Origin of the sequence: Gemmatimonas phototrophica (assembly GCF_000695095.2) — a bacterium.
Classification (GTDB): domain Bacteria; phylum Gemmatimonadota; class Gemmatimonadetes; order Gemmatimonadales; family Gemmatimonadaceae; genus Gemmatimonas; species Gemmatimonas phototrophica.
The window spans coordinates 66610-85274 of sequence record NZ_CP011454.1; the positions used below are offsets into that span (position 1 = coordinate 66610).

An 18665-nucleotide genomic window follows, 5' to 3' on the forward strand; every position below is an offset into this window, starting at 1 on the left:
CAGCACGGCATTCAACTCAGCTTCTTTCCATCATGCAGATCCGCCTCAAACACCACGCTGACGGTGCTGTCTCACTGACGTGCACCCGCGCTGACGGCAGCACCACATGGCAGCGGTTCACCGGGCCAACCGCCATGGTGATGCCAGTGCACGACCTCACGCATTACGCGGTGGAATCCACGCTGGGGTATGCGCGCGGCTTTTACGGCTTGGTTGCAGAGGGGTGGGCCATTCAGGACTTCGCCAAGCCCTGGCCGCGTGGCCCCATTCCCGACGAAGCGCGCGAGGTGGAGCTCCTTGTGGGGTTCTTTGACGCCGAACGCCGCGAGGGGGTGACGTGGAGCGCCGAGGAGTTTGGGGCGCACGCGGCGGTGTTCATCGCGGCGACCGAGGCGCGTGGCAAGACCGCGCCCAGTGCGGTGCGACTCCCCTCGGCGGAGCAGTTGGTAGCGGTGCGTGCGGTGTGTGCGGATCTGCTTGCGCGGTGGTTTGCTACGGAGCCGGGGGGCGAGTTGGTGCTGGAGTTCGGGTTGGTTTAACAGCTCTCACAGAGGGCACAGAGGAAATGGAGGCCACGGAGCCTATTCCTCCAGATCAGCGGGGTCGGCTCTGTACCCTCCGTCCCTCTGTGTTCTCTGTGAGAGCTGTTCAAACCCACCGTCCGCCACGCCAACGCGTGCCGTAGACGATCCGTCCCTCTGGCGTAGGACTCGCGGCCTTGTGAGTTTACGACCATGGACGCCTCCAATCATCTGCTGCCCACTCGCCGTGACTTTTCCGGCGACGACCTGATTTTCACGCTCAACGGCAAGGCGCAGAAACGCGCCGCGGAAGGGGCGTCGGTCATCAACGCCACCATTGGGGCGTTGTACGATGATCAGGGCAAGCTGGTGGTGCTGGACACCGTGATGGGGCAGTGGCAGCAGCTCACGTCGGGGGAGATTGCGCCGTACGCGCCCATTGGTGGCGACCCCACGTTTCTGCTCAACCTCGTGCAGCGGCACTGGCCGAACATAAGCAAGCTGTCGGTGGGGGTGGCCACGCCCGGCGGGTCGGGGGCGCTGGCGCTCACGCTCAAGAATCTGCTGGAGCGCGGCGACACGGTGCTTACCGCCGCGCCGTACTGGGGACCCTACTCGACCCTCGCCGTCGAGGCGGGGCAAAAGCTGGCCACGGTGCCGTATCCCGATGTGCACAGCGGCATTGATATCGGTGCGTGGGAGGCGGCGTGTCGCGACATTCTCGATGCGCAGGGGCGCCTGCTGGTATGGCTCAACGACCCGTGTCACAACCCCACGGGGCGCAGCTTCAGCAAGGCCGATCGCACCGCGCTCATGGATGTGTTGCGCGACGTCGCATCGCAGGGGCCGGTCACGCTTGTGCTCGACCTGGCGTATCTCGACTACGCGCGCGATCCGCAGGATGTGCGCGACGCGCTTGATGACTACGCGGCCTTTGCCGCCGAGGGCTCGGTACTGGTGGGCGCGTGCCTGAGCTTGAGCAAGGCGTACACGTTGTACGGAGCGCGCGCCGGGGCGCTGGTGTTTCCGTGGAGCACCGACGCGGCGTTGCAGGGGGCGCTCATTACGAGTTGCCGCGGCACGTGGAGCAACTGCGCGCGCGGGCCCATGAGCGTGCTCAATCGCATTTCGAAAGATGACGCGCTCAAGGCGTCACTGGAGCAGGAGCACGCGCAGTGGCGCACGTTGCTGGCGAAGCGCGCGGCCGCGGTAGACGCCGCGCTCAAGGCCGAGGGTTTTCCGGGTGCGGCGTACGACGGCGGGTTCTTTGTCACGCTCGATGGCGGTGCCAACCCCTCGGCCACCTGTGACCGCATGCAGCAGCACGATGTGTTTGTGGTGCCCCTGCCTGAGGGGCTGCGTGTGGGCATCTGTGCCATGAAGGCGGCGGATGCCCCGCGCTTTGCGGCGGCGTACGCGGCGAGTATGCGCGGCTAGGACTGGCACCGTCAACAGCTTGTCGGAGAGCACGGAGGCCGGAGAGCACGGAGCAAAGCAAAGTGGTTCTCCTGACCTCTCGATCTCCCCACCTCCTCCGATCTGGTACGTACCAGATCGAGGGAGCTGAAGAGCTGGGGAGGTGTAGAGAACTACACTACACGTTGTTCTCCGTGCCCTCCGGCCTCCGTGCGCTCCGAAGAGCTGTTCGGCGGTGTAGCGGCAAATTCACCGGTCGCCCCAAAGACTCGCCAATGGCAGAACGAATCCTGGCAGTACAGGCGCTCCGTGCAGTGCCTCGTTGGCGCCAACCAGTGTGACCGATCCGTCGGCGTGATACGCCTGCGCACAGGTGCGAATGGGGTCGATGACCCATACCAACGGCGTGCCGGCGTCGAGCCACTCACCAACCTTCTGGAGCAACGCGCCGGCGCGATCGTTCGGGGAGCGAATCTCGACGGCCAGATCGGGGACGCTTTTGAGGAATCCCTCGCTGATCGGTCCCCCCTTGAGGCGCTCCTGCGAAAGAAACGCGAGATCCGGCGCACGCACGGTATCCGGGTCGTGCGCCAGCCAGAAACCGGGGTCGCCAACGAGCACGCGACCAGCCACTGCATTGGTGGAGCGCAGATAGACCCCAATCGCCACGGTCAGCTCAAAGAGCACGCCGGCGTGCGCGCCGCCCACGGGTTCGCGCACCAGCAATTTCCCTTTCACCAACTCGGTGCGCCGACCGCGCGCATCGTAGGTCAGCAGTTCACTGGCCGACATCAACGTGGGTGATGCGATCATGGCGGGAACGCTCCGTTGGCTGGTCGAGGTCATGCGGTCCACGCTACGACGTCCCGTCACCTCATCGTCAGCGCCCGCACTCTAACGATACGCTCGGCGTTTGGGCCGAGTCCATTCCGCGGACGGATCTCTTCACCTCCTCAGCTCACCACCTCTTCCGATCTGGTACGTACCAGATCGAGGGAGTTGTGGAGGTGGTGAGGTGAGGAGAACACCTGTTCAGCGTTGCCGGCTCACGACATCACTTTACGATTTCTTCTGCTACAAGACCGGTAGAGGACATGACGGCAATGGATAGCCGCTTCTCGGCGAAGGCGACGCGGTCGGCGTAGGAGAGCGGCAGCGAGCCGCTGGCGGTGGTGCGGTTGGGGCCCATGAGGCGGGCGACGACGCGCAGCGCTTCGCTGGGGATGGTCATGCGCGCCATCACAGGAGCGCTGCCGATGGTGCCGGAGGCGGGGCCGGTGAGCGTGCCGCCACCCTGTCGGCGCAGCACCACGGCGGTGATCTGATTGGGCATGCTGGTACGTACGGTCCAGCGCAGCTCGTTGTGCACGGCATCGATGGTGAGCAGCGTGGTGACCGTGGCGCTGCCGGAACGGGCCGTAATGGTGAGTGGGCGCGTCACGGGTGCCGCGCCATTCACCAGCGCTGGTGTGGTGGATGGTGCGCGCCGCCTCGGACCGGCTTGCTCAAAGGCGTAGGCATAACTCACGAGATCCACATCGCTGAACCCTTTACCCAGCAGCTCCACGCTGACCGGCAGGCCATCGCTGGTGAATCCGGCGGGCATGGCAATGCTGGGGAGTCCGCTCTGCGCACCGAGCGGACAGGTGCTGCCGGGTTGCACCTGGCCGGGGAACACCGGCTTCTGGCGCACGGTGGGATAGGCGAACGCGCTGAGCTTGAGACTGTCCAGCAGATACTCCACACGCGCGCGCAGCGCTTGCTGCCGCGCCAGTGTGGTGGTGTGCGCGGCGTTGGGGAGTGCGGGAAAGGTATCGGCGCTGCGGAAGCGAACTTCCAGTTCGCGATCGAACTGTCCGCGCCGCACGATGTCACCAATGCTCTTCACGGGCGCGTTGGGCACGCCGGCGAGATACGCGGCGAGGTCACCCTTGGTCTCCATATTGATGACGCTCGTATTGGCAATGAGCGTGTCAAACTCGGCCATGGGCACCTCCACCACAGTGGCACCGAGCTTGGTCATGACCGCCATGGCGGCGCGCACGCTGTCGGCGATTTCGCTGTCGGTGTCGCGCAGATACGGCAGAAAGAGGCCAATACGGGTGCCGCGCAGCGCGTCGCGATTGAGCGCGGGGAGGAACTTTGCGCGTCCGGTGCGCACGGATTCCGTTGTCGCATCGGCGGAATCGTACGCCACCGAAATATCGAGCGCGATGGCCAGGTCAGTCACGGTACGCGCGAGCGGCCCGCCAATGTCCTGCGTGTGCGAGAGCGGGATGATGCCGGTGCGGCTCACCATGCCAATGGTGGGGCGCAGGCCCACCAGGCTGCCAAAGGCGCTGGGAATGCGAATGGAGCCGCAGGTGTCGGAGCCCCAGCCAATGGTCGCAAAGCTGGCGGCAATGGCGGCACCGGTGCCACCGCTGGAGCCACCGGGGCAGCGCGCGGGGTCGTACGGGTTGCGCGTTTGTCCGCCCAGCGAGCTGATGTTGGTAATGCCCGCCGCAAGTTCGTGCATGTTGGCCTTGGCCAGCACAATGGCGCCGGCATCGCGCAGCCGCTGCACCACAAAACCGTCGCGCGCGGGCTGACTGGTGGCCAGTGCCAGCGACCCGGCGCTGGTGGGCATGTCACCGGTGTCGTAGTTGTCCTTGAGAATGATGGGCACGCCGTGCAACGGACCACGCACCTTGCCGGCGCGTCGTTCGGCGTCGAGCGCGGCGGCCTGCTGTAACGCGCGCGGATTGAGACGAATGATGGCGTTGAGCCGCGGCCCGGCCTGATCGTAGGCGGCAATGCGCGCGAGATAGGCGCGCGTGATACTCACACTCGTCGCACGCCCCTCGGCCATGGCCTGCTGCAGCTGCGTCACGGTGGCTTCGGTGACTTCGAGCGGCTTGGCGGGCTGCGCGTTGGCGCTGGTGGCGGTGACCGCTGCGAACAGCAGGGCTTGGCTTAGGTGGCGCATGGTGTGAACCGCTCTCACAGAGGACACAGAGGAAATGGAGGTCACGGAGCAAACAGTATCGTGTCGGAACCCTGTGCCTGAACGACGGAGGTGAAGAGCTGAGGAGGTGAGGAGCGTCTCTTCACCTCATCACCTCCTCAGCTCCATCGTTCAGGCACGTGAGCTCCATCGTTCAGGCACGTGAGCTCCATCGTTCGGGAACTCATGAGGCATACGTGAAGCCAGTTGCTTCAGTACGGCACGTGCACGTCGCCGTACTTCACGTTCGTGCGCGGCTCGGCCATCATGGGCTCCACGGCATCACGCCAGCGGGCGTAGTGCGCGGTGGCCTTGTGAGCGGCGGGGGCATCGTCGGCGATGTACGCTTCAATGAGCGTGAACTTCGTGGGGTCGTCCTGCTGCTGCAGCACGTCGAAGCGCACGATGCCCGGCTCCAGCACGCTGTTGGTGGCGTTGTCGAGTGTGGCCGCCTTGAAGGCGTCCACGAACTCGGGCTTCACGTGCACAAAAACCTGAACAATGAGCATATAGGGCAGGGTAGAGTGTCTACCAAGAAGCTACGCCCCAAGCGTACCGCCCGCATATTTGCCGCATGAAATTCTGCTCCCTGCTCCCCGCCGCCTGCCTCCTGCTCCCTGGTCTGCTGGCCGCACAAGCGACAGCTGCCGCGGATGCCGTCTATCTCAACGCCCGCGTCTGGACGGGTGACTCGCTCAACCCCGCCGCCGAAGCGCTGGCGGTGCGCGGCGGGCGTCTGGTTGGGGTGGGACGCGAGGCGGATATCCGCATGCTGGTGGGGCCCGCCACGAAGGTGACCGACCTGGGCGGCCAGCGCGTGGTGCCGGGGTTCATAGACGCGCACTGGCATCTGCCCACGCAGTCGCGGGCCGATTTGGTAGGGGCCGGTAACGTGCAGGAAATTGTGAAGCGGCTGCAGGCGTGGGCGGCCAGGCTCCCCAAGGGGGCGTGGGTGGTGGGGCGCGGATGGACGCCCAGCGACTTTCCGCAGAACGCGGCGCACAAGCAGTATCTCGATGCGGCGTTCCCCAGCCAGCCGGTGTTCATTACCGACCGCGACGGGCATCAGGCGTTGGCCAACAGTGTGGCGCTACGACTGGCGCAGGTCACCGCGGCCACCAAAGACCCGGCGCAGGGGGTGGTGGAGCGTGGGGCCGGCGGTGTGCCTACGGGGCTGCTCAAGGAGAGTGCGAGCGGGTTGGTGAGCCGTCTCATTCCGCCCCCCAGTGCGGCCGACATTTCGCGGCGCATTCACGAGGAAACGCGCGCGGCGGCGAGTCATGGGATTACCATGGTGCACGAGGCCTCACGTCGCGAGGCGAGTGGGGAGGTGTTTGAGGTGCTCGCGGCGGCGGCCAAGGCGGACACGATGCTGCTGCGCTGGTATGTGTCGGTGCCCTTCAACCCCGGCGCCACGCGGGCGCAGCTGGCGAGCTATGTGGCGCTCAAGCAGCGCTTCAGCGGGCCATGGCTGCGTTACGGTATTGCCAAGGGGATGCTCGATGGCACCGTAGACGCGCAGACCGCGGCCATGCTGGAACCGTACGCCAACACTGATGCCACGGGGCTGCCGTTCTGGAGTGCATCACAGCTGAACGGTGGTGTGGTGCGCTACGACAGCGCCGGGCTGCAGGTGGAGTTGCACGCCATTGGTGACAAGGCGGTGCGTATGGCGCTCGATGCCTTTGCGCAGGCGCAGCGGGCAAACGGCAAACGCGACAGCCGCCACCGGGTGGAGCACATTGAAGTGCCGCACCCCGGCGACTTGCCGCGCTTCAAGCAGCTGGGGGTGATTGCCAGTACGCAGGCGATATTTGCCACGCCCGACGTGACCACGCTGACCAACTACGCGCCGTTGCTGGGCCCCAAGCGGGCGGCACTGAGCAACAACTTCAAACAGTTCGACGACGCCGGCGCGCGTCAGGCCTTTGGCAGTGACTATCCGGTCTTTCCCATGGATGTCATTCGCGGCATGTACACGGCCGTGACGCGCATGACTCCCGAAGGCACACCGCGTGGTGGCTGGTATCCGGCGGGGCGCATTACGGTGGAGGCGGCGCTGCGGCACTACACGCGTGATGCGGCCTATGCGGCGTTCATGGAGAACGATGCGGGGATGTTGCGCGCCGGCATGCTGGCCGACTTCGTGGTGCTGTCGGACGATCTGCTGCGTATGCCGCCCGAGCAGATGCTGCGCGTGAAAGTGGTGCGCACCGTGGTGGGTGGGCGCGATGCGTATGTGGCGGGTGGCGGCTGAGTTCAGCGTGCGCCGATGTTGGGATGCGGCATGACCGCGCCACGGATTACGCGGATGGGGCAGATTTCCACAGATACAACACCACGGATAGGAACGGTGCATCTCGCCTCTCCTCTGCACCTCGCCACCTCTGTGCCTCCATCGATCGGGTCCGTACAACCGTGCCCGATTGATGGAGGTGATGGGGTATGGAGGTAAGGAGTCGCCTGCCCCTGCCGCGAGATGTCAGACGATAGAGAAACCGCACTACGGATAAGAACAGATGGGTCGCAGATGGAACACGGATCCTGCACCTGTCGACAACTGGCCACCGGAATGTTCGACTAGGCACCACGTACCTGCAGATTGTCACATAAGACGTGCATGTGCGGCATGGCAGACGCTATGCATGAAGGCTGTGGCCGGTTGCCACCTGTCTTCAGTTCATTGCCTACACCATGCCCAAGACCAAATCCGCAAACCTCCGTGGTATGCCACGCGTGCGCGTGGCCTTGGCCCTCCTGGTCGCGCTGCTGTCTCCACATTCGCTCATGGCGCAACAGCGCGTGGATACACTCACCCGCCGAGATTCGCTGGCCTCGGTGCGCGACTCCGTGTTTCTCGAGCGGGTGGAGCGAGTCACCGAGTCGCCCAAGGTGTATCACGCCGAACCCATTGGCATTGATCTCATGCGCGATCTGGGCGCGCGAAAAGGGGAAGCGGAATGGAATGTGGGATTCGCCCAGAAAGACAAAGGCACCTACGATGAAATTCTCACCTTCGTGGAGTACGAATGGGCACCAGTGAACCGGGTGGGTCTCGAAATCGAAGTGCCCGTCGTGTTTCATGCCCCACTGGGTTCCGGCGGCGAGCGTCCGCCCAGTGATCAGATTGAGGGGCTCAAACTGGCCGGCATGTACACGCTGCAGGTGGACACGGTACGACACTGGAGCACCGCGCTTGGTTATCTGCACGAAGTGCTCCTGAACGAAACGAATGCGGTACTGTTGCGAAAGCCGGTGGACGGACAGCTGTTCAATCCGTTTCTGGTTACGGCTCGTCGGTGGACGGACAACTGGCACACGCTGTTGTACACCGGCCCGCGTCTTGTTCGGCGCAGTGGTGGTGGCTGGGAGAAGCCGGTGTTCGAAGCCAACTGGAACGTGCACTACATGGTCCCCGGCACCCGAAATTTCGTGGGACTCGAGGTGAATCAGAGCGTGGAGAATCGTCGCAGCAACTATGTGCTGCGGCCGCAGATGCGGGTCTCCATCAATGACCATTTCCTCATTGGGATTGCCGGCGGCATTCCGGTGAACCGTGAGAAGGAACGGGTGGGCACGTTCATCCGTCTCATCTATGAGCCGCGCAGCGGCAACAAGACGTCACGCAAGCACTGACCACCTCGCCACGTAGGCTGGCGCAGGAACAGCTAGCTTGCAGCAGTGACCGTGTGCGGGTGGCACGGAGCCACCGCATCCCCGTGTACCCGGAGAGCTGCTGTATGCTGGGCGAAATTGCCATGGAAGTCGTGGTCATTCTCATTCTGCTGGTCATCAATGGCGTCTTCTCCATGTCGGAGTTGGCGGTCATGACCGCCAAGCGCACTCGGCTTGAACATCAGGTTGAAGAGACGGGTGATGCTGGTGCACGGGCAGCGCTTACCCTCGCCGCCAACCCCAACGCGTTTCTTTCCACGGTACAAGTGGGCATTACGCTGGTGGGGGTGCTGGCGGGCGCCTTTGGTGGGGCCGGTATTGCCGAGGTGCTGGCGCTGCAGTTCACACGCGTGACGTGGTTGGCGCCTTACGCAACCTCCATTGCGTTTGCGATTGTGGTTACCATCATCACCTTTCTCTCGCTCATCATTGGCGAGCTGGTCCCCAAGAACATCGCGCTCTCCAATCCCGAGCGGGTGGCCGCGTGGGTGGCGCGTCCCATGGGGGCGCTGTCGCGAGTGGGCGGGCCAATCGTTCGGCTGCTAACGGCCACCACCAACCTGGTGCTGCGTGCCATGGGGTTGGGGACGGTGGCTGAGGCTGGTGTGACCGAGCAGGATATTCGCGCGCTGGTGGAGCAGGGCGCGGAGTCGGGAGTGGTGGAAGCCGCCGAGCAGGAGATTGTGGAGAATACGTTTCGGCTGGGCGATCGCACGGTGGAGAGCATCATGACCCCTCGCCCTGATGTGCTGTGGGTGGACATCAGTGATCCGCCTGAGGTGTTGCGCGAGCAGCTGGCGCAGGCGGCGCGCGAGCGGTTTCTGGTGTGCGAAGGTGAACTCGATCAGGTGGTGGGCATCGTGTTTGCGGAGGACCTGGTAGTACGCGCAGTGGCCGGCGACGCCATTCACAATGCTGAGGCGCTGCGCGCGGTGTCGCGTACGCCGGAGTATGTGCCGGCCATGATGCCGGTCTTCAAGCTGCTCTCCACGCTCCGTGAACGCCGCTCGCACGCGGCGGTGGTCCTCGATGAGTATGGCACCGTGGCCGGGCTGGTCACGCTGCACGATCTGCTGGAATCACTGGTGGGTGACGTGCCCGACGCAGCCAACGGTGACGAGGCCAACTTCGTGCGTCACGCCAACGGCAGCTGGCAGATTGATGCCGCCACGTCGTTGGAAGAAGTGGAGGCGCGCTTGGGCATTGAGGCCGGCGAACGTGAGCAGGCCGAGATTCTCACATTGGGTGGTTTTGTCATGGGTCGTCTCGGTCGTGTCGCGCGCGAGGGGGACGTGGTGGAGTGGGGAGAGCGGCGTGTCGTGGTAACACGCATGCAGGGACGGCGCATCGTGACCGTCGTCATTGAAGCCGCTCGTCGTAGCGCGGTGGATCCGTCGCGACTGCTGTCGTAGTCACCGGTACCTCTGTATCTCGTCACCTCTTCACCTCCTCCAATCAGGTCCGCACCACCGTGCTATTGTGTCAGATCGGTGGAGGTGGGGAGCTGTAGAGGTGAGGAGGAATTATTGACTACGCATGGGTAACCGCGTCGGCGCCCGCAAGGCCACACCGTCCAGCCACTCTACTTCACCTGCCAACGAGAGCACGACGCGCGATGTGGCCAGCGCCTCCAGTACACATTCCAGCAGCAGGCGCACAATGGCTGCGCCACTGCAGTAGTGGGCGCCGGCGCCAAAGGCCACGTGGCCGGCGCGGCCGAGGCTGAGCTGCAGGGTGTTGGGCTCGTTGAAATGCGTGGCATCACGGTTGGCGGCGTGCAGTTGGATAACCACCAAATCGTTGGTGCGAATGTGCCGGTCGTCGATATCCACGTTGGCGAGCGCCTGTCGGTACACCGCCCGTGTAGGCGTGGCGTAGCGCAACAATTCGTGCGCGGCGTTGGTGGTCAGCGCACCGCTGTGCGCGCGCAGCCAGGCGTATTGCGCCGGGTGCTCCAGCAGCGCCTGCGCCGCACACCCCAGCAGCGCCGGCAACGATTGCGACAACGCCACGAATGTTTGTACCGCGGCGGCGCCGTGCTGCACACCCAACGTGCCAAGCAACGTGACCGCCGCCTGCTGCGCCACTGGTGTTGTGCCACCATTGGACGACTGCGCCGCCGCATGGAAGATCGTGCGCGCCAGCGGCCAGCACTCGCTCACCACACCATCAGAAAGCCCGGTCAGTGCACCGGTTGCCACCCGCGCCCACGGCTGCGCCACGGCAGTCATGAAGCACGCGCCCTCAGCGTCCACGGCATCCACCAGCGAAAGCGCCTCCGCCACCAGTACGCCGCGCGCGCCACGCACCACATCCAGCGGGATATGGGCCCGCACGGCCGAGTGCACATCGGCGTGCGCCTCGTGCCCGGCGCTCTGCGTGCCGGGCACCACCAGCTGCGGGTGCAGCAGCGCCGCCTGCACATGAGCAAAGCGGCGCAGCTCCACACGCGACCCCGCCACGGCGGGCTCGGTCAGGGGGTGAGTCCCTTGGCGAAGCTCAGGCACGCCGCGCGTTGTGTCGTCATGGCCGCCGATGGACCGAAGCACTGGAAGAACAGCGTCCCTTTGGGCGTTTCCGCCACGACGGCCATCAAGATGTGATCGGGGCGTGCCGCATCGGCGCTTGAGCCGTTGCCCATGCCACGCGCGTAGGTGCCACGGTACTCGGCGATGGTATACGGCATACCACGCACCGTTTCGTGGGCCACCAACTCTGGCACCGCGCCGCCGGCCGGGTTGGAGAACTGACTCTTCCAGCGCTCGAGGTTGGCTTCGGGGCTACCCCCCTGCCCGGGGCCAAAGAAGTACACCACCACCTCCACCGGCACACTCCCCGCTGCACCCGGCACCTTGTACTCGGCCAGCCGCATGCTCGACGACGGCGTGCCGCTCACCCAGCCGGCCGGGACGGTGGTCTTGTAGCCCAGGAAGGTGGCCGCGGTCTGCGCCTGCGCCTGGCCGGCCAGCGCGCCGGCGAGCAGGGTGGCCACGAGGGCTGGGCGAGCAAGATGCCGCACGAGCGGGTGCGTGTTGGTGTGCATGGCAGGGCGAGTGGTGGGGTGAGCCGGACGGATAGTGGTGACGAGGCGTGTTCCAAGTATCGCGTGCCAGGGGAAGGCTGCCTAGCACGTAACCTGGAGCGGGGCGTTCCTGCTTGCCAAGGCCGTCGCCGTGCGGTTGTGTACGGGAATACACCGTTTCACCACCTGTTGCTCACTACTGCCCACCATTCCCGTGCGAATCACTCCCCGCCGTGCGCTGGCGTCCGCTTTGGGCTGCACCGCACTTCTGTCGTTGTCTGCGCACACCGCGCAGGCGCAGCGAGGTCAGGGCCGAGTGGCCCCGGCCAACGCCGATACCTCGTTTGATGTGAAGTGGCGCAACATCGGCCCCAACCAGTCGGGTCGTATGGTTGCCGTGGCCGGCAGTACGTCGCGCCCCGATGAGTACTACATGGGCACCACCGGTGGTGGCGTGTTCAAAACCACCGACGGCGGCAAGACGGCGTTGCCGGTAACCGACGCGTACTTTGGCGGCACCATTGGCAGTATTGCGGTGCAGCAGAACAATCCGGATGTCGTGTGGGTGGGTGGTGGCGAAACGCCCATTCGCGGCAACGTGAGCCATGGTGAAGGCGTGTGGAAGAGCACCGACGCCGGCAAGACGTGGCAGTACATGGGGCTCAAGGAAACGCAGTACATCTCGCGTGTGCGCATCAACCCGGACAATCCGGACATCGTGTACGTGGGCGCACTGGGGCATGTCTTTGGCCCCAACAAGGAACGCGGCGTGTACCGCACCACCGACGGTGGCAAGACGTGGAAGAACATCCTCTTCCGCAACGATTCCACCGGTGTGGCGGACATGATCATGGACCCCACCAACCCCAAGATCATCTACGTGAGCTTCTGGCAGGCCGGGCGCAAGCCGTGGCAGCTGGTGAGCGGCGGCATGGGGAGCGGCATCTTCAAGACCACCGACGGTGGTGATACGTGGACCGAGATCACGCGCAACAAGGGGCTGCCGCAGAGCGGGCCGTTGGGCGCCATTGGCATTACGGTGAGCCCGGCCAAGCCGAGCCGCTTGTGGGCCATTATCGAGCACGAGCCCAACGGTGGTGTGTATCGCAGTGATGATGCGGGCGCCACGTGGACGTTCATGACCGGCGACCGCAATCTGCGTCAGCGTTCCTGGTACTACAGCAAGCTGTACGCCGACCCGAAGGACACGAACGTGGTGTACGGCCCGCAGGTGAGCCCGCTGGTGAGCAAGGACGGCGGCAAGACCTTTGTGCGCGGCTTTGGTGGTGGCGACAACCACGACATCTGGATTGACCCCACCGACCCCAAGCGCATTGCCGTGGCGCACGACAACGGGTTGATCATTACGAAGGACGGCGGCACGAACAGTGTGCGTGTCGCGGTGGCCACGGGGCAGTACTACCACGTGCACCTCACGAACCACTTCCCGTACCATGTGTGCGGTGCCAAGCAGGACGCCGGTTCGAGCTGCGGCCCCGTGCGGGCAGCGGCGCTGGGCGGCCGTGAAGCGATGATGGCGCAGATGATGGGTGGCGGTGCGGCGCCGGCGGCGCCGGCGAGCCCGTACAGCGCGTTCTACAGTGTGGCCGGCGGTGAGAGCGGATACATCAGCAGCGACCCGCGCGACCCGGACATCACCTACGGCGCCAACTACGGCGGCAGCATGGACATGGTGAACCGTCGCACCGGCAAGTCGCTCTCGCTCGATCCGTGGCCGCTCAACCCCATGGGCCACGACGCGAAGGACAGCAAGTATCGCTTCCAGTGGACGTATCCCATCGTGCATTCGCCGCACGATCCGAACACCATTTACGTGGGCAGCAACGTGGTGTTCCGTTCGCGCGATCGTGGCATGACGTGGACGCCCATCTCGCGCGATCTCACGCGCAATGATCCGCGCACGCTGGGCGCGAGTGGTGGCCCCATTACGAAGGACCAGACCAGCGTGGAGTACTACGGCACGGTGTTTACGCTGGCCGAGTCGAAGCTGGTGAAGGGGGTGATCTGGACCGGTAGTGATGACGGGTTGTTGCATGTGAGCCGCGACAACGGCGTGACGTGGAAGAACGTGACCCCCAAGGGGCTCCCCGAGTGGATGCGGTGGAGCATCATTGAGGCCGGTCAGCATGCCGCGGGCACCGCGTATGTGGCGGGCAACCGGTATCAGATGGACGACTTTGCGCCGTATCTGTACAAGACTACGGATTACGGGGTGACCTGGACAAAGATCGTGAACGGCATTGCCGCCGATCATTTCACGCGCGCCATTCGTGAAGACCTGCATCGCCCGGGCATGTTGTACGCGGCGACGGAGCGCGGCGTGATGGTGAGCTACGATGCCGGCGCCAACTGGACGTCGCTGCAGAAGAATCTGCCGCCGGTGCCGGTGAGCGACATGATGCTGCGTGACGACGACCTGGCCATTTCCACGCACGGTCGTGCCTTCTGGGTGCTGGAGAATCTCACGAGCCTGCGTTGGGCGCCTGAGGTGGAGAAGGCGGCCGGGAGTGCGCCGTACCTGTACAAGCCGGTGCCGGTGTACCGGTTGAACGGGCAGACGCAGCCCACGTTTACGTACCGCCTGCCAGCCGACAGCATGGTGGTGAAGTTCGAGTTCTACGATGCGGCCGGGAAGCTGGTGGGCACCGCGGCGAGCAACGACACCACGAAGCCGCCGGTGGACCCGCGTTTTGCCGGAATGGGCTTTACGCCGCCCGCGCCGCCCAAGCCGGGCATTCGCAAGGGGGTGAACCGATTCACGTACACCATGAAGCACGATGATGCCAAGACGTTCCGCGGCATGATTACGTGGGCCGGTCGTGGCAACGGGCCGGCGATGGCGCCGGGCATGTATCGCGTGCGCATGACGGCGGGGAACAGCGCGCCGGTGTCGTATGATTTCCGCGTGCTCCCCGACCCGCGCAGCGACGCGACGGAAGCGGACCTCAAGGAGCAGGTGCGCTTCGCGCTGCAGGTGCGGGACAAGATCACGGCCGCGAATGAGGGCGTGATTGAAAGCCGCCACATCAAGAACGCGCTGAATGACCGCGCGCCCAAGATGGCCAGTGTGGCGGCGTTCGCGCCGTTGGCGAAGAGCTTTGCCGATTCGCTGCTGGCGGTGGAAGACTCGTTGTATCAGACAAAAAACCAGTCGGGGCAGGACCCGCTGAACTTTCCCATTCGTCTCAACGATCAGCTGGGCGGGCTGATGGGCTTCGTCATGAGCGGCGAGCGTCGGCCGGCGAAGCAGAGCTACGATGTGTGGAACGTGCTGGCGCCCAAGACCGATGGTGAGCTGGCGCGGTTGGAGCGCGTGATCACGACGCAGCTGCCAAAGGTGAACGCGCTGCTCAAGGCGGCCGGTCAGCCGGAGATTGTGCGGAGCAAGACCGAAGGCCCCGCGCCGCGTCCCATTACTCCGTGAGTCGGCAACGTCAGTCGCACTGAGCACTGACAGCTCGAACTGAACACTGACAACTCCCCGCCGCCAGCGGGGAGTTTGTCGTTAGCGGGTGCCGCCTTGTTGTGAGAGACGGTGGGTATGTCCCGCAGACCTGTCTCTCCACGATTTCCGTTTATCCTGCAAGCGCTACAGCAGAACATCGGAGGAGCCATTGGCCGAACTCTCGCGGATGCCGCCGTCCGGCCCGAAGGTCAGGGACAGATAACGCCCGTCGCTTATGGCAACTAGAAGCTCAATCCCGTCGTGAGCTTGTAGAAGCCACCCGTCGCACCGTCAAGCACATTGCTGCCCATCGTCATCCGAGCGAATGCATTCGAGCCGGGCAGAGCAAACTGGAGGTATCCACCTACCCACCGGTAGGTGTCACTCGGGCTGCCGTTTACCGCGGTAGTCCGCGAGTTGCGCAGCTGTTCGAGATGCACACCCGCCGAAGCAATGGTGGCGAACTTCACGCCCGCGTTCGCCCAGTAGTGGAGAAAGTCGAGCTGCACCGGCCCGACTTCGCGAGCAGCGCGGTAGTACCCTCCGTACACCTCACCCTCGGCACGTTTATCGGCGTAGTTCACGGTCAGGCTTGGCACAATGCCATCGAGCACATTGGGGCTACCGCCGGCCGGGGCACCCGACAGCAATGAACCATGCGTGACGCCTAGCTGCGGCTTGATAGCAAGACGATCCTCGGCGAGTCTGAATCGTGCGCCAACACCAAACTCGGTCCAGAGATTCGCACCGTTCGGCGTACCGCCCACATTGAAGGCGGGAATAGTCCACAATGTGCCATAAAAGGCAAAGTCTACATTCTTCGCTTTCTTCGGTGTGTAGGTACCAGCGAACGTAGGATAGAAGCCGAAGAAGTTGTCCTGATTCAGCGCGACCGTGAACGAGGAAGCGCGGTCCTGAGCGACCACCGGAGCGGCGACCAGCGCGGTCAGCATCACCGCACGGCGAACATGTTTCGAGATCAAAGTTGACATTGAAGGGCAGAGTCAGGAGAAGGCGAGGATGCCGCGTGGAGAGCATGCGTACGCGTCCGGTGGACTTGCCCATATATCGGCACAGTTATGAGCAAACATTAATGACTCGCAGCGTTCCATTTTTCAAAACGCGATGCCGCTCTGAGGTATCCGCCTGATGTCGCATCCCGCGCGGACGGGTCGCATCCCCGTCGTCGTACCGCGTCGTCACGTGGCCCTTGTGGGGGATGCGCACGAGCAGCCGGGCGAGGAACAGGAGCGGGTCCGCCGTATCGGCGGCTGACCGTCCCCGTTCCGTTGCGCGACGGTTGCCACCGCTCGCTACACGAACAGCATATGTGTGCCGTGTCCCGATCCCTGCTGGTAGAAGTCACCCACGGTCAGTACGCCGTCGACACCCGCGTAGAGATCGTCCTTGGTGTAGTGGAACATGTCCATGGCCAGTTTGCAGGCCCAGAGCTTGACGCCGGACGCGCTGAGAATGTCCAGGAACTCGTGCACATCGGGCATATCCACGCGCTCCATCTCCCGTTTCATCATGGCCGTGGCAATGGCTTCCATCCCCGGCAGACCGCCCAACATGGTGGGCATGTGCATGGCCGGGTTGCCCACGGTCGCGATGTGCAGGTGCTCGAGCTTCTCCTTGTGAATGGCCTCCAACCCAAAAAACGTAAAGAAGATCTCTGCTTCGATCCCCTCCATGCGCGCGCCATTGGCGAGTACAAAGGCGGCATAGACGTTCTCCAGCGTCGCCTTCGACAGGATGATCATCATCTTGCGAATGGATCCATCATGCTCAGACATCTGTATCTCCAGTAAGTGAGCGACGGTCGCCTGGCCGCTACAGGCAACTGACCGGTTTGGGAATGCCCGCAATTCTGGCCGCGGTTTTCAGCGGCGCCGTCGGGAAGAGCTGGTAGAACTCCTTGATGTCCGTCACCCCGCTCTTGCCTATCCGGCGGATGCTTAGCGGCACCTCTTTCTGGAATTCCGACTGGAGGTACGTCAGCACCTCCCAGTGTCGCGGCGTCAGGGCAAGGCCTGCCTCCCCGGCCAGTGTTTCTCCCACGGTACGCGACCATTGGGCGAAATCCGTCAGATATCCTTCTGCGTCAACGGTGATGGTCTGTCCATCGATAAGCCGATCCATGTGTTCCTCCCATCAATGTCAAATCGTGTGGTGTACCCGCCGCTCACGTGTAGTGCTTGCCGGCTTCCTGCATGTGTGTGGAGACGAAGGGCAGATGGTGGCCCGGCAACAGCATGTGCCAGTAGATCCAACGGAACGCCATCTTGCCCATGTGGTTGGTGCGCGACTCAGAGAGCAGGCGCAGCGGCCCGACACCTGGAAACGGGAAGGTCCCTTCGACTGGCTCGTGGGTGTAGTTGAAGTCGATGAGGATGGCCTTGCCATCGCCCGTTTCGATGAAGCAGTTGGCATGCCCATCGAACTCCTCCTGCAGTGGCTCCCCCGCGATGAAATGCAGCACATTCGCGGTCAGGATCTCGGCCTCGAAGTGCGCCACTGAACCCGCCTTGGACGCTGGCAGGTTGGTGGCATCCCCAATGACAAACACGTTGGCGGCAGCGACCGACTGCAACGTGCCCCGATTGGTGGGGACATAGTTCAAATCGTCCCCGAGCCCAGAGCGCTCCATCAGCGCGTCACCCTTGTTCAGCGGGACGGTCACCAGGAGATCGAAGGGGATTTCGCGCCCGCCGTAATCCACCAGGACGCGCCGTTCGTCGTCGATACGCTCGACCGCAAAGTCGGTCTCCAGACGGATGTGCTTTTGCGTCAGCAGGTGGTCGAGCGCCTCCGTCGCCTTGGGTTTCGTAAAGGCGCCACTGAGCGGCGTGACGAAGACCAACTCCACCTGATCGCGAATACCACGATGCCGGAAGTAGGAGTCGGCGAGGAACGCGAATTCCAGCGGAGCCACCGGGCATTTGATGGGCATCTCGGTGATGTGCACCACCAGACGCCCTCCTGTCCACGTCCGCAGGTGATCACGCAACGCCACCGAGCCGTCGAACGTGTAGAAATCGAAGATGCTCTGCCGCCATTGCGGACCCAGCATGCCTGGTGTTTCTTCTGGCGCAATCTTGCAGCCGGTCGCGATGATCAGCACGTCGTACACAAGGCTGGTCCCGTCCGCGAGCAGGATCTGCGAGTGCGCCGTGTCGATGCGCTCGACGCTTCGGGTGAGCAGCTCTACGCCGTCGGGGATGAAATCCGCCAGCGGTTTGACCGTGTCTTCGGGTGCATAAATGTCAAACGGGACGAACAGCCAGCCGGGTTGGTAGTAGTGCTCGGTGCGCTCGTCGACTATGACAATGCGCCACTCACCATGTTCCCGGCGTTTCGTCAGTTCGCGGTGCAGATGATTTGCCATCATGGTGCCCGCCGTACCGGCACCCAGAATCGCCAGCGTTTTCATAAAAGGAACCTGAGGTATGTGAATAGACGCATACTCTCATAGATTCCAATCCGGCGCCGTCAGGCGATTCCGCTACCTCTGCCGGAAATCCCCTGACAGTTTGGGGCGGAAATCGATCCTGAGGCTGCGCATCCCCGGTATCGCCG

General features: G+C 63.9%; 16 protein-coding genes. 7 read left to right on the forward strand and 9 right to left on the reverse strand.

Annotated features, from left to right (window positions below):
• Nucleotides 1-32 precede the first annotated feature (32 nt).
• A complete protein-coding gene (locus GEMMAAP_RS00285; RefSeq protein WP_026848972.1) occupies nucleotides 33-539 on the forward strand; it encodes a hypothetical protein in 507 nt (168 codons plus the stop codon).
• A 195-nt stretch (nucleotides 540-734) separates the two neighbouring features.
• The gene (locus GEMMAAP_RS00290) at nucleotides 735-1958 is read left to right on the forward strand and encodes a pyridoxal phosphate-dependent aminotransferase (RefSeq protein ID WP_026848973.1); all 1224 of its coding nucleotides are present in this window, start codon (nucleotides 735-737) and stop codon (nucleotides 1956-1958) included.
• Nucleotides 1959-2186: 228 nt separating this feature from the next.
• On the opposite strand, the gene GEMMAAP_RS00295 is transcribed toward GEMMAAP_RS00290, so the two are convergent.
• The 3 genes from GEMMAAP_RS00295 to GEMMAAP_RS00305 form a co-directional block, all read right to left on the reverse strand.
• Complete coding sequence (locus GEMMAAP_RS00295) at nucleotides 2187-2783, reverse strand: Uma2 family endonuclease (protein WP_082820937.1); 597 nt, start codon at nucleotides 2781-2783, stop codon at nucleotides 2187-2189.
• 208 nt (nucleotides 2784-2991) lie between these two features.
• The gene (locus GEMMAAP_RS00300) at nucleotides 2992-4905 is read right to left on the reverse strand and encodes an amidase family protein (protein WP_053333861.1); all 1914 of its coding nucleotides are present in this window, start codon (nucleotides 4903-4905) and stop codon (nucleotides 2992-2994) included.
• A 230-nt stretch (nucleotides 4906-5135) separates the two neighbouring features.
• Entirely contained in the window at nucleotides 5136-5432 is a 297-nt protein-coding gene (locus GEMMAAP_RS00305) for a putative quinol monooxygenase (RefSeq protein WP_026848974.1), read from the reverse strand.
• 65 nt (nucleotides 5433-5497) lie between these two features.
• Here GEMMAAP_RS00305 and GEMMAAP_RS00310 point away from each other — a divergent pair, with 65 nt between their 5' ends.
• The 3 genes from GEMMAAP_RS00310 to GEMMAAP_RS00320 all read left to right on the forward strand — a co-directional run bounded on the left by GEMMAAP_RS00310 (nucleotide 5498) and on the right by GEMMAAP_RS00320 (nucleotide 10010).
• Nucleotides 5498-7180 (forward strand): amidohydrolase, encoded by a 1683-nt coding sequence (locus GEMMAAP_RS00310; protein WP_026848975.1) that lies wholly within the window; start codon nucleotides 5498-5500, stop codon nucleotides 7178-7180.
• A gap of 470 nt (nucleotides 7181-7650) precedes the next feature.
• The gene (locus tag GEMMAAP_RS00315; protein WP_075071586.1) at nucleotides 7651-8559 is read left to right on the forward strand and encodes an HAEPLYID family protein; all 909 of its coding nucleotides are present in this window, start codon (nucleotides 7651-7653) and stop codon (nucleotides 8557-8559) included.
• A gap of 104 nt (nucleotides 8560-8663) precedes the next feature.
• Nucleotides 8664-10010 (forward strand): hemolysin family protein, encoded by a 1347-nt coding sequence (locus tag GEMMAAP_RS00320; protein WP_026848977.1) that lies wholly within the window; start codon nucleotides 8664-8666, stop codon nucleotides 10008-10010.
• Nucleotides 10011-10121: 111 nt separating this feature from the next.
• Here the strand turns inward: GEMMAAP_RS00320 and GEMMAAP_RS00325 are convergent, their stop codons facing one another.
• Together GEMMAAP_RS00325 and GEMMAAP_RS00330 are read right to left on the reverse strand one after the other, a co-directional pair.
• Nucleotides 10122-11105 (reverse strand): cytochrome P450, encoded by a 984-nt coding sequence (locus GEMMAAP_RS00325; protein WP_158514666.1) that lies wholly within the window; start codon nucleotides 11103-11105, stop codon nucleotides 10122-10124.
• On the reverse strand, nucleotides 11072-11641 hold the full coding sequence (locus GEMMAAP_RS00330) for a hypothetical protein (RefSeq protein WP_026848979.1): 570 nt from the start codon (nucleotides 11639-11641) through the stop codon (nucleotides 11072-11074). Before GEMMAAP_RS00330 ends, GEMMAAP_RS00325 begins: the two co-directional genes overlap by 34 nt.
• Before the next feature lie 193 nt (nucleotides 11642-11834).
• Here GEMMAAP_RS00330 and GEMMAAP_RS00335 point away from each other — a divergent pair, with 193 nt between their 5' ends.
• A complete protein-coding gene (locus GEMMAAP_RS00335; protein WP_053333863.1) occupies nucleotides 11835-15065 on the forward strand; it encodes a WD40/YVTN/BNR-like repeat-containing protein in 3231 nt (1076 codons plus the stop codon).
• Between the two features lie 263 nt (nucleotides 15066-15328).
• Here GEMMAAP_RS00335 and GEMMAAP_RS00340 read toward each other — a convergent pair whose 3' ends face one another.
• Nucleotides 15329-16039, reverse strand: a complete 711-nt coding sequence (locus GEMMAAP_RS00340) for a DUF6733 family protein (protein WP_053333864.1) — start codon at nucleotides 16037-16039, stop codon at nucleotides 15329-15331.
• A 196-nt stretch (nucleotides 16040-16235) separates the two neighbouring features.
• Here GEMMAAP_RS00340 and GEMMAAP_RS21040 point away from each other — a divergent pair, with 196 nt between their 5' ends.
• The gene (locus GEMMAAP_RS21040; protein WP_274519027.1) at nucleotides 16236-16361 is read left to right on the forward strand and encodes a hypothetical protein; all 126 of its coding nucleotides are present in this window, start codon (nucleotides 16236-16238) and stop codon (nucleotides 16359-16361) included.
• 38 nt (nucleotides 16362-16399) lie between these two features.
• Here the strand turns inward: GEMMAAP_RS21040 and GEMMAAP_RS00345 are convergent, their stop codons facing one another.
• The 3 genes from GEMMAAP_RS00345 to sqr are packed head-to-tail and all read right to left on the reverse strand — an operon-like array spanning nucleotide 16400 to nucleotide 18519.
• Entirely contained in the window at nucleotides 16400-16882 is a 483-nt protein-coding gene (locus tag GEMMAAP_RS00345) for a DsrE/DsrF/DrsH-like family protein (RefSeq protein WP_026848981.1), read from the reverse strand.
• A gap of 37 nt (nucleotides 16883-16919) precedes the next feature.
• A complete protein-coding gene (locus GEMMAAP_RS00350; protein WP_026848982.1) occupies nucleotides 16920-17228 on the reverse strand; it encodes a TusE/DsrC/DsvC family sulfur relay protein in 309 nt (102 codons plus the stop codon).
• Nucleotides 17229-17271: 43 nt separating this feature from the next.
• Entirely contained in the window at nucleotides 17272-18519 is a 1248-nt protein-coding gene (gene sqr, locus GEMMAAP_RS00355) for a type III sulfide quinone reductase, selenoprotein subtype (protein ID WP_026848983.1), read from the reverse strand.
• Between the last annotated feature and the right edge of the window lie 146 nt (nucleotides 18520-18665).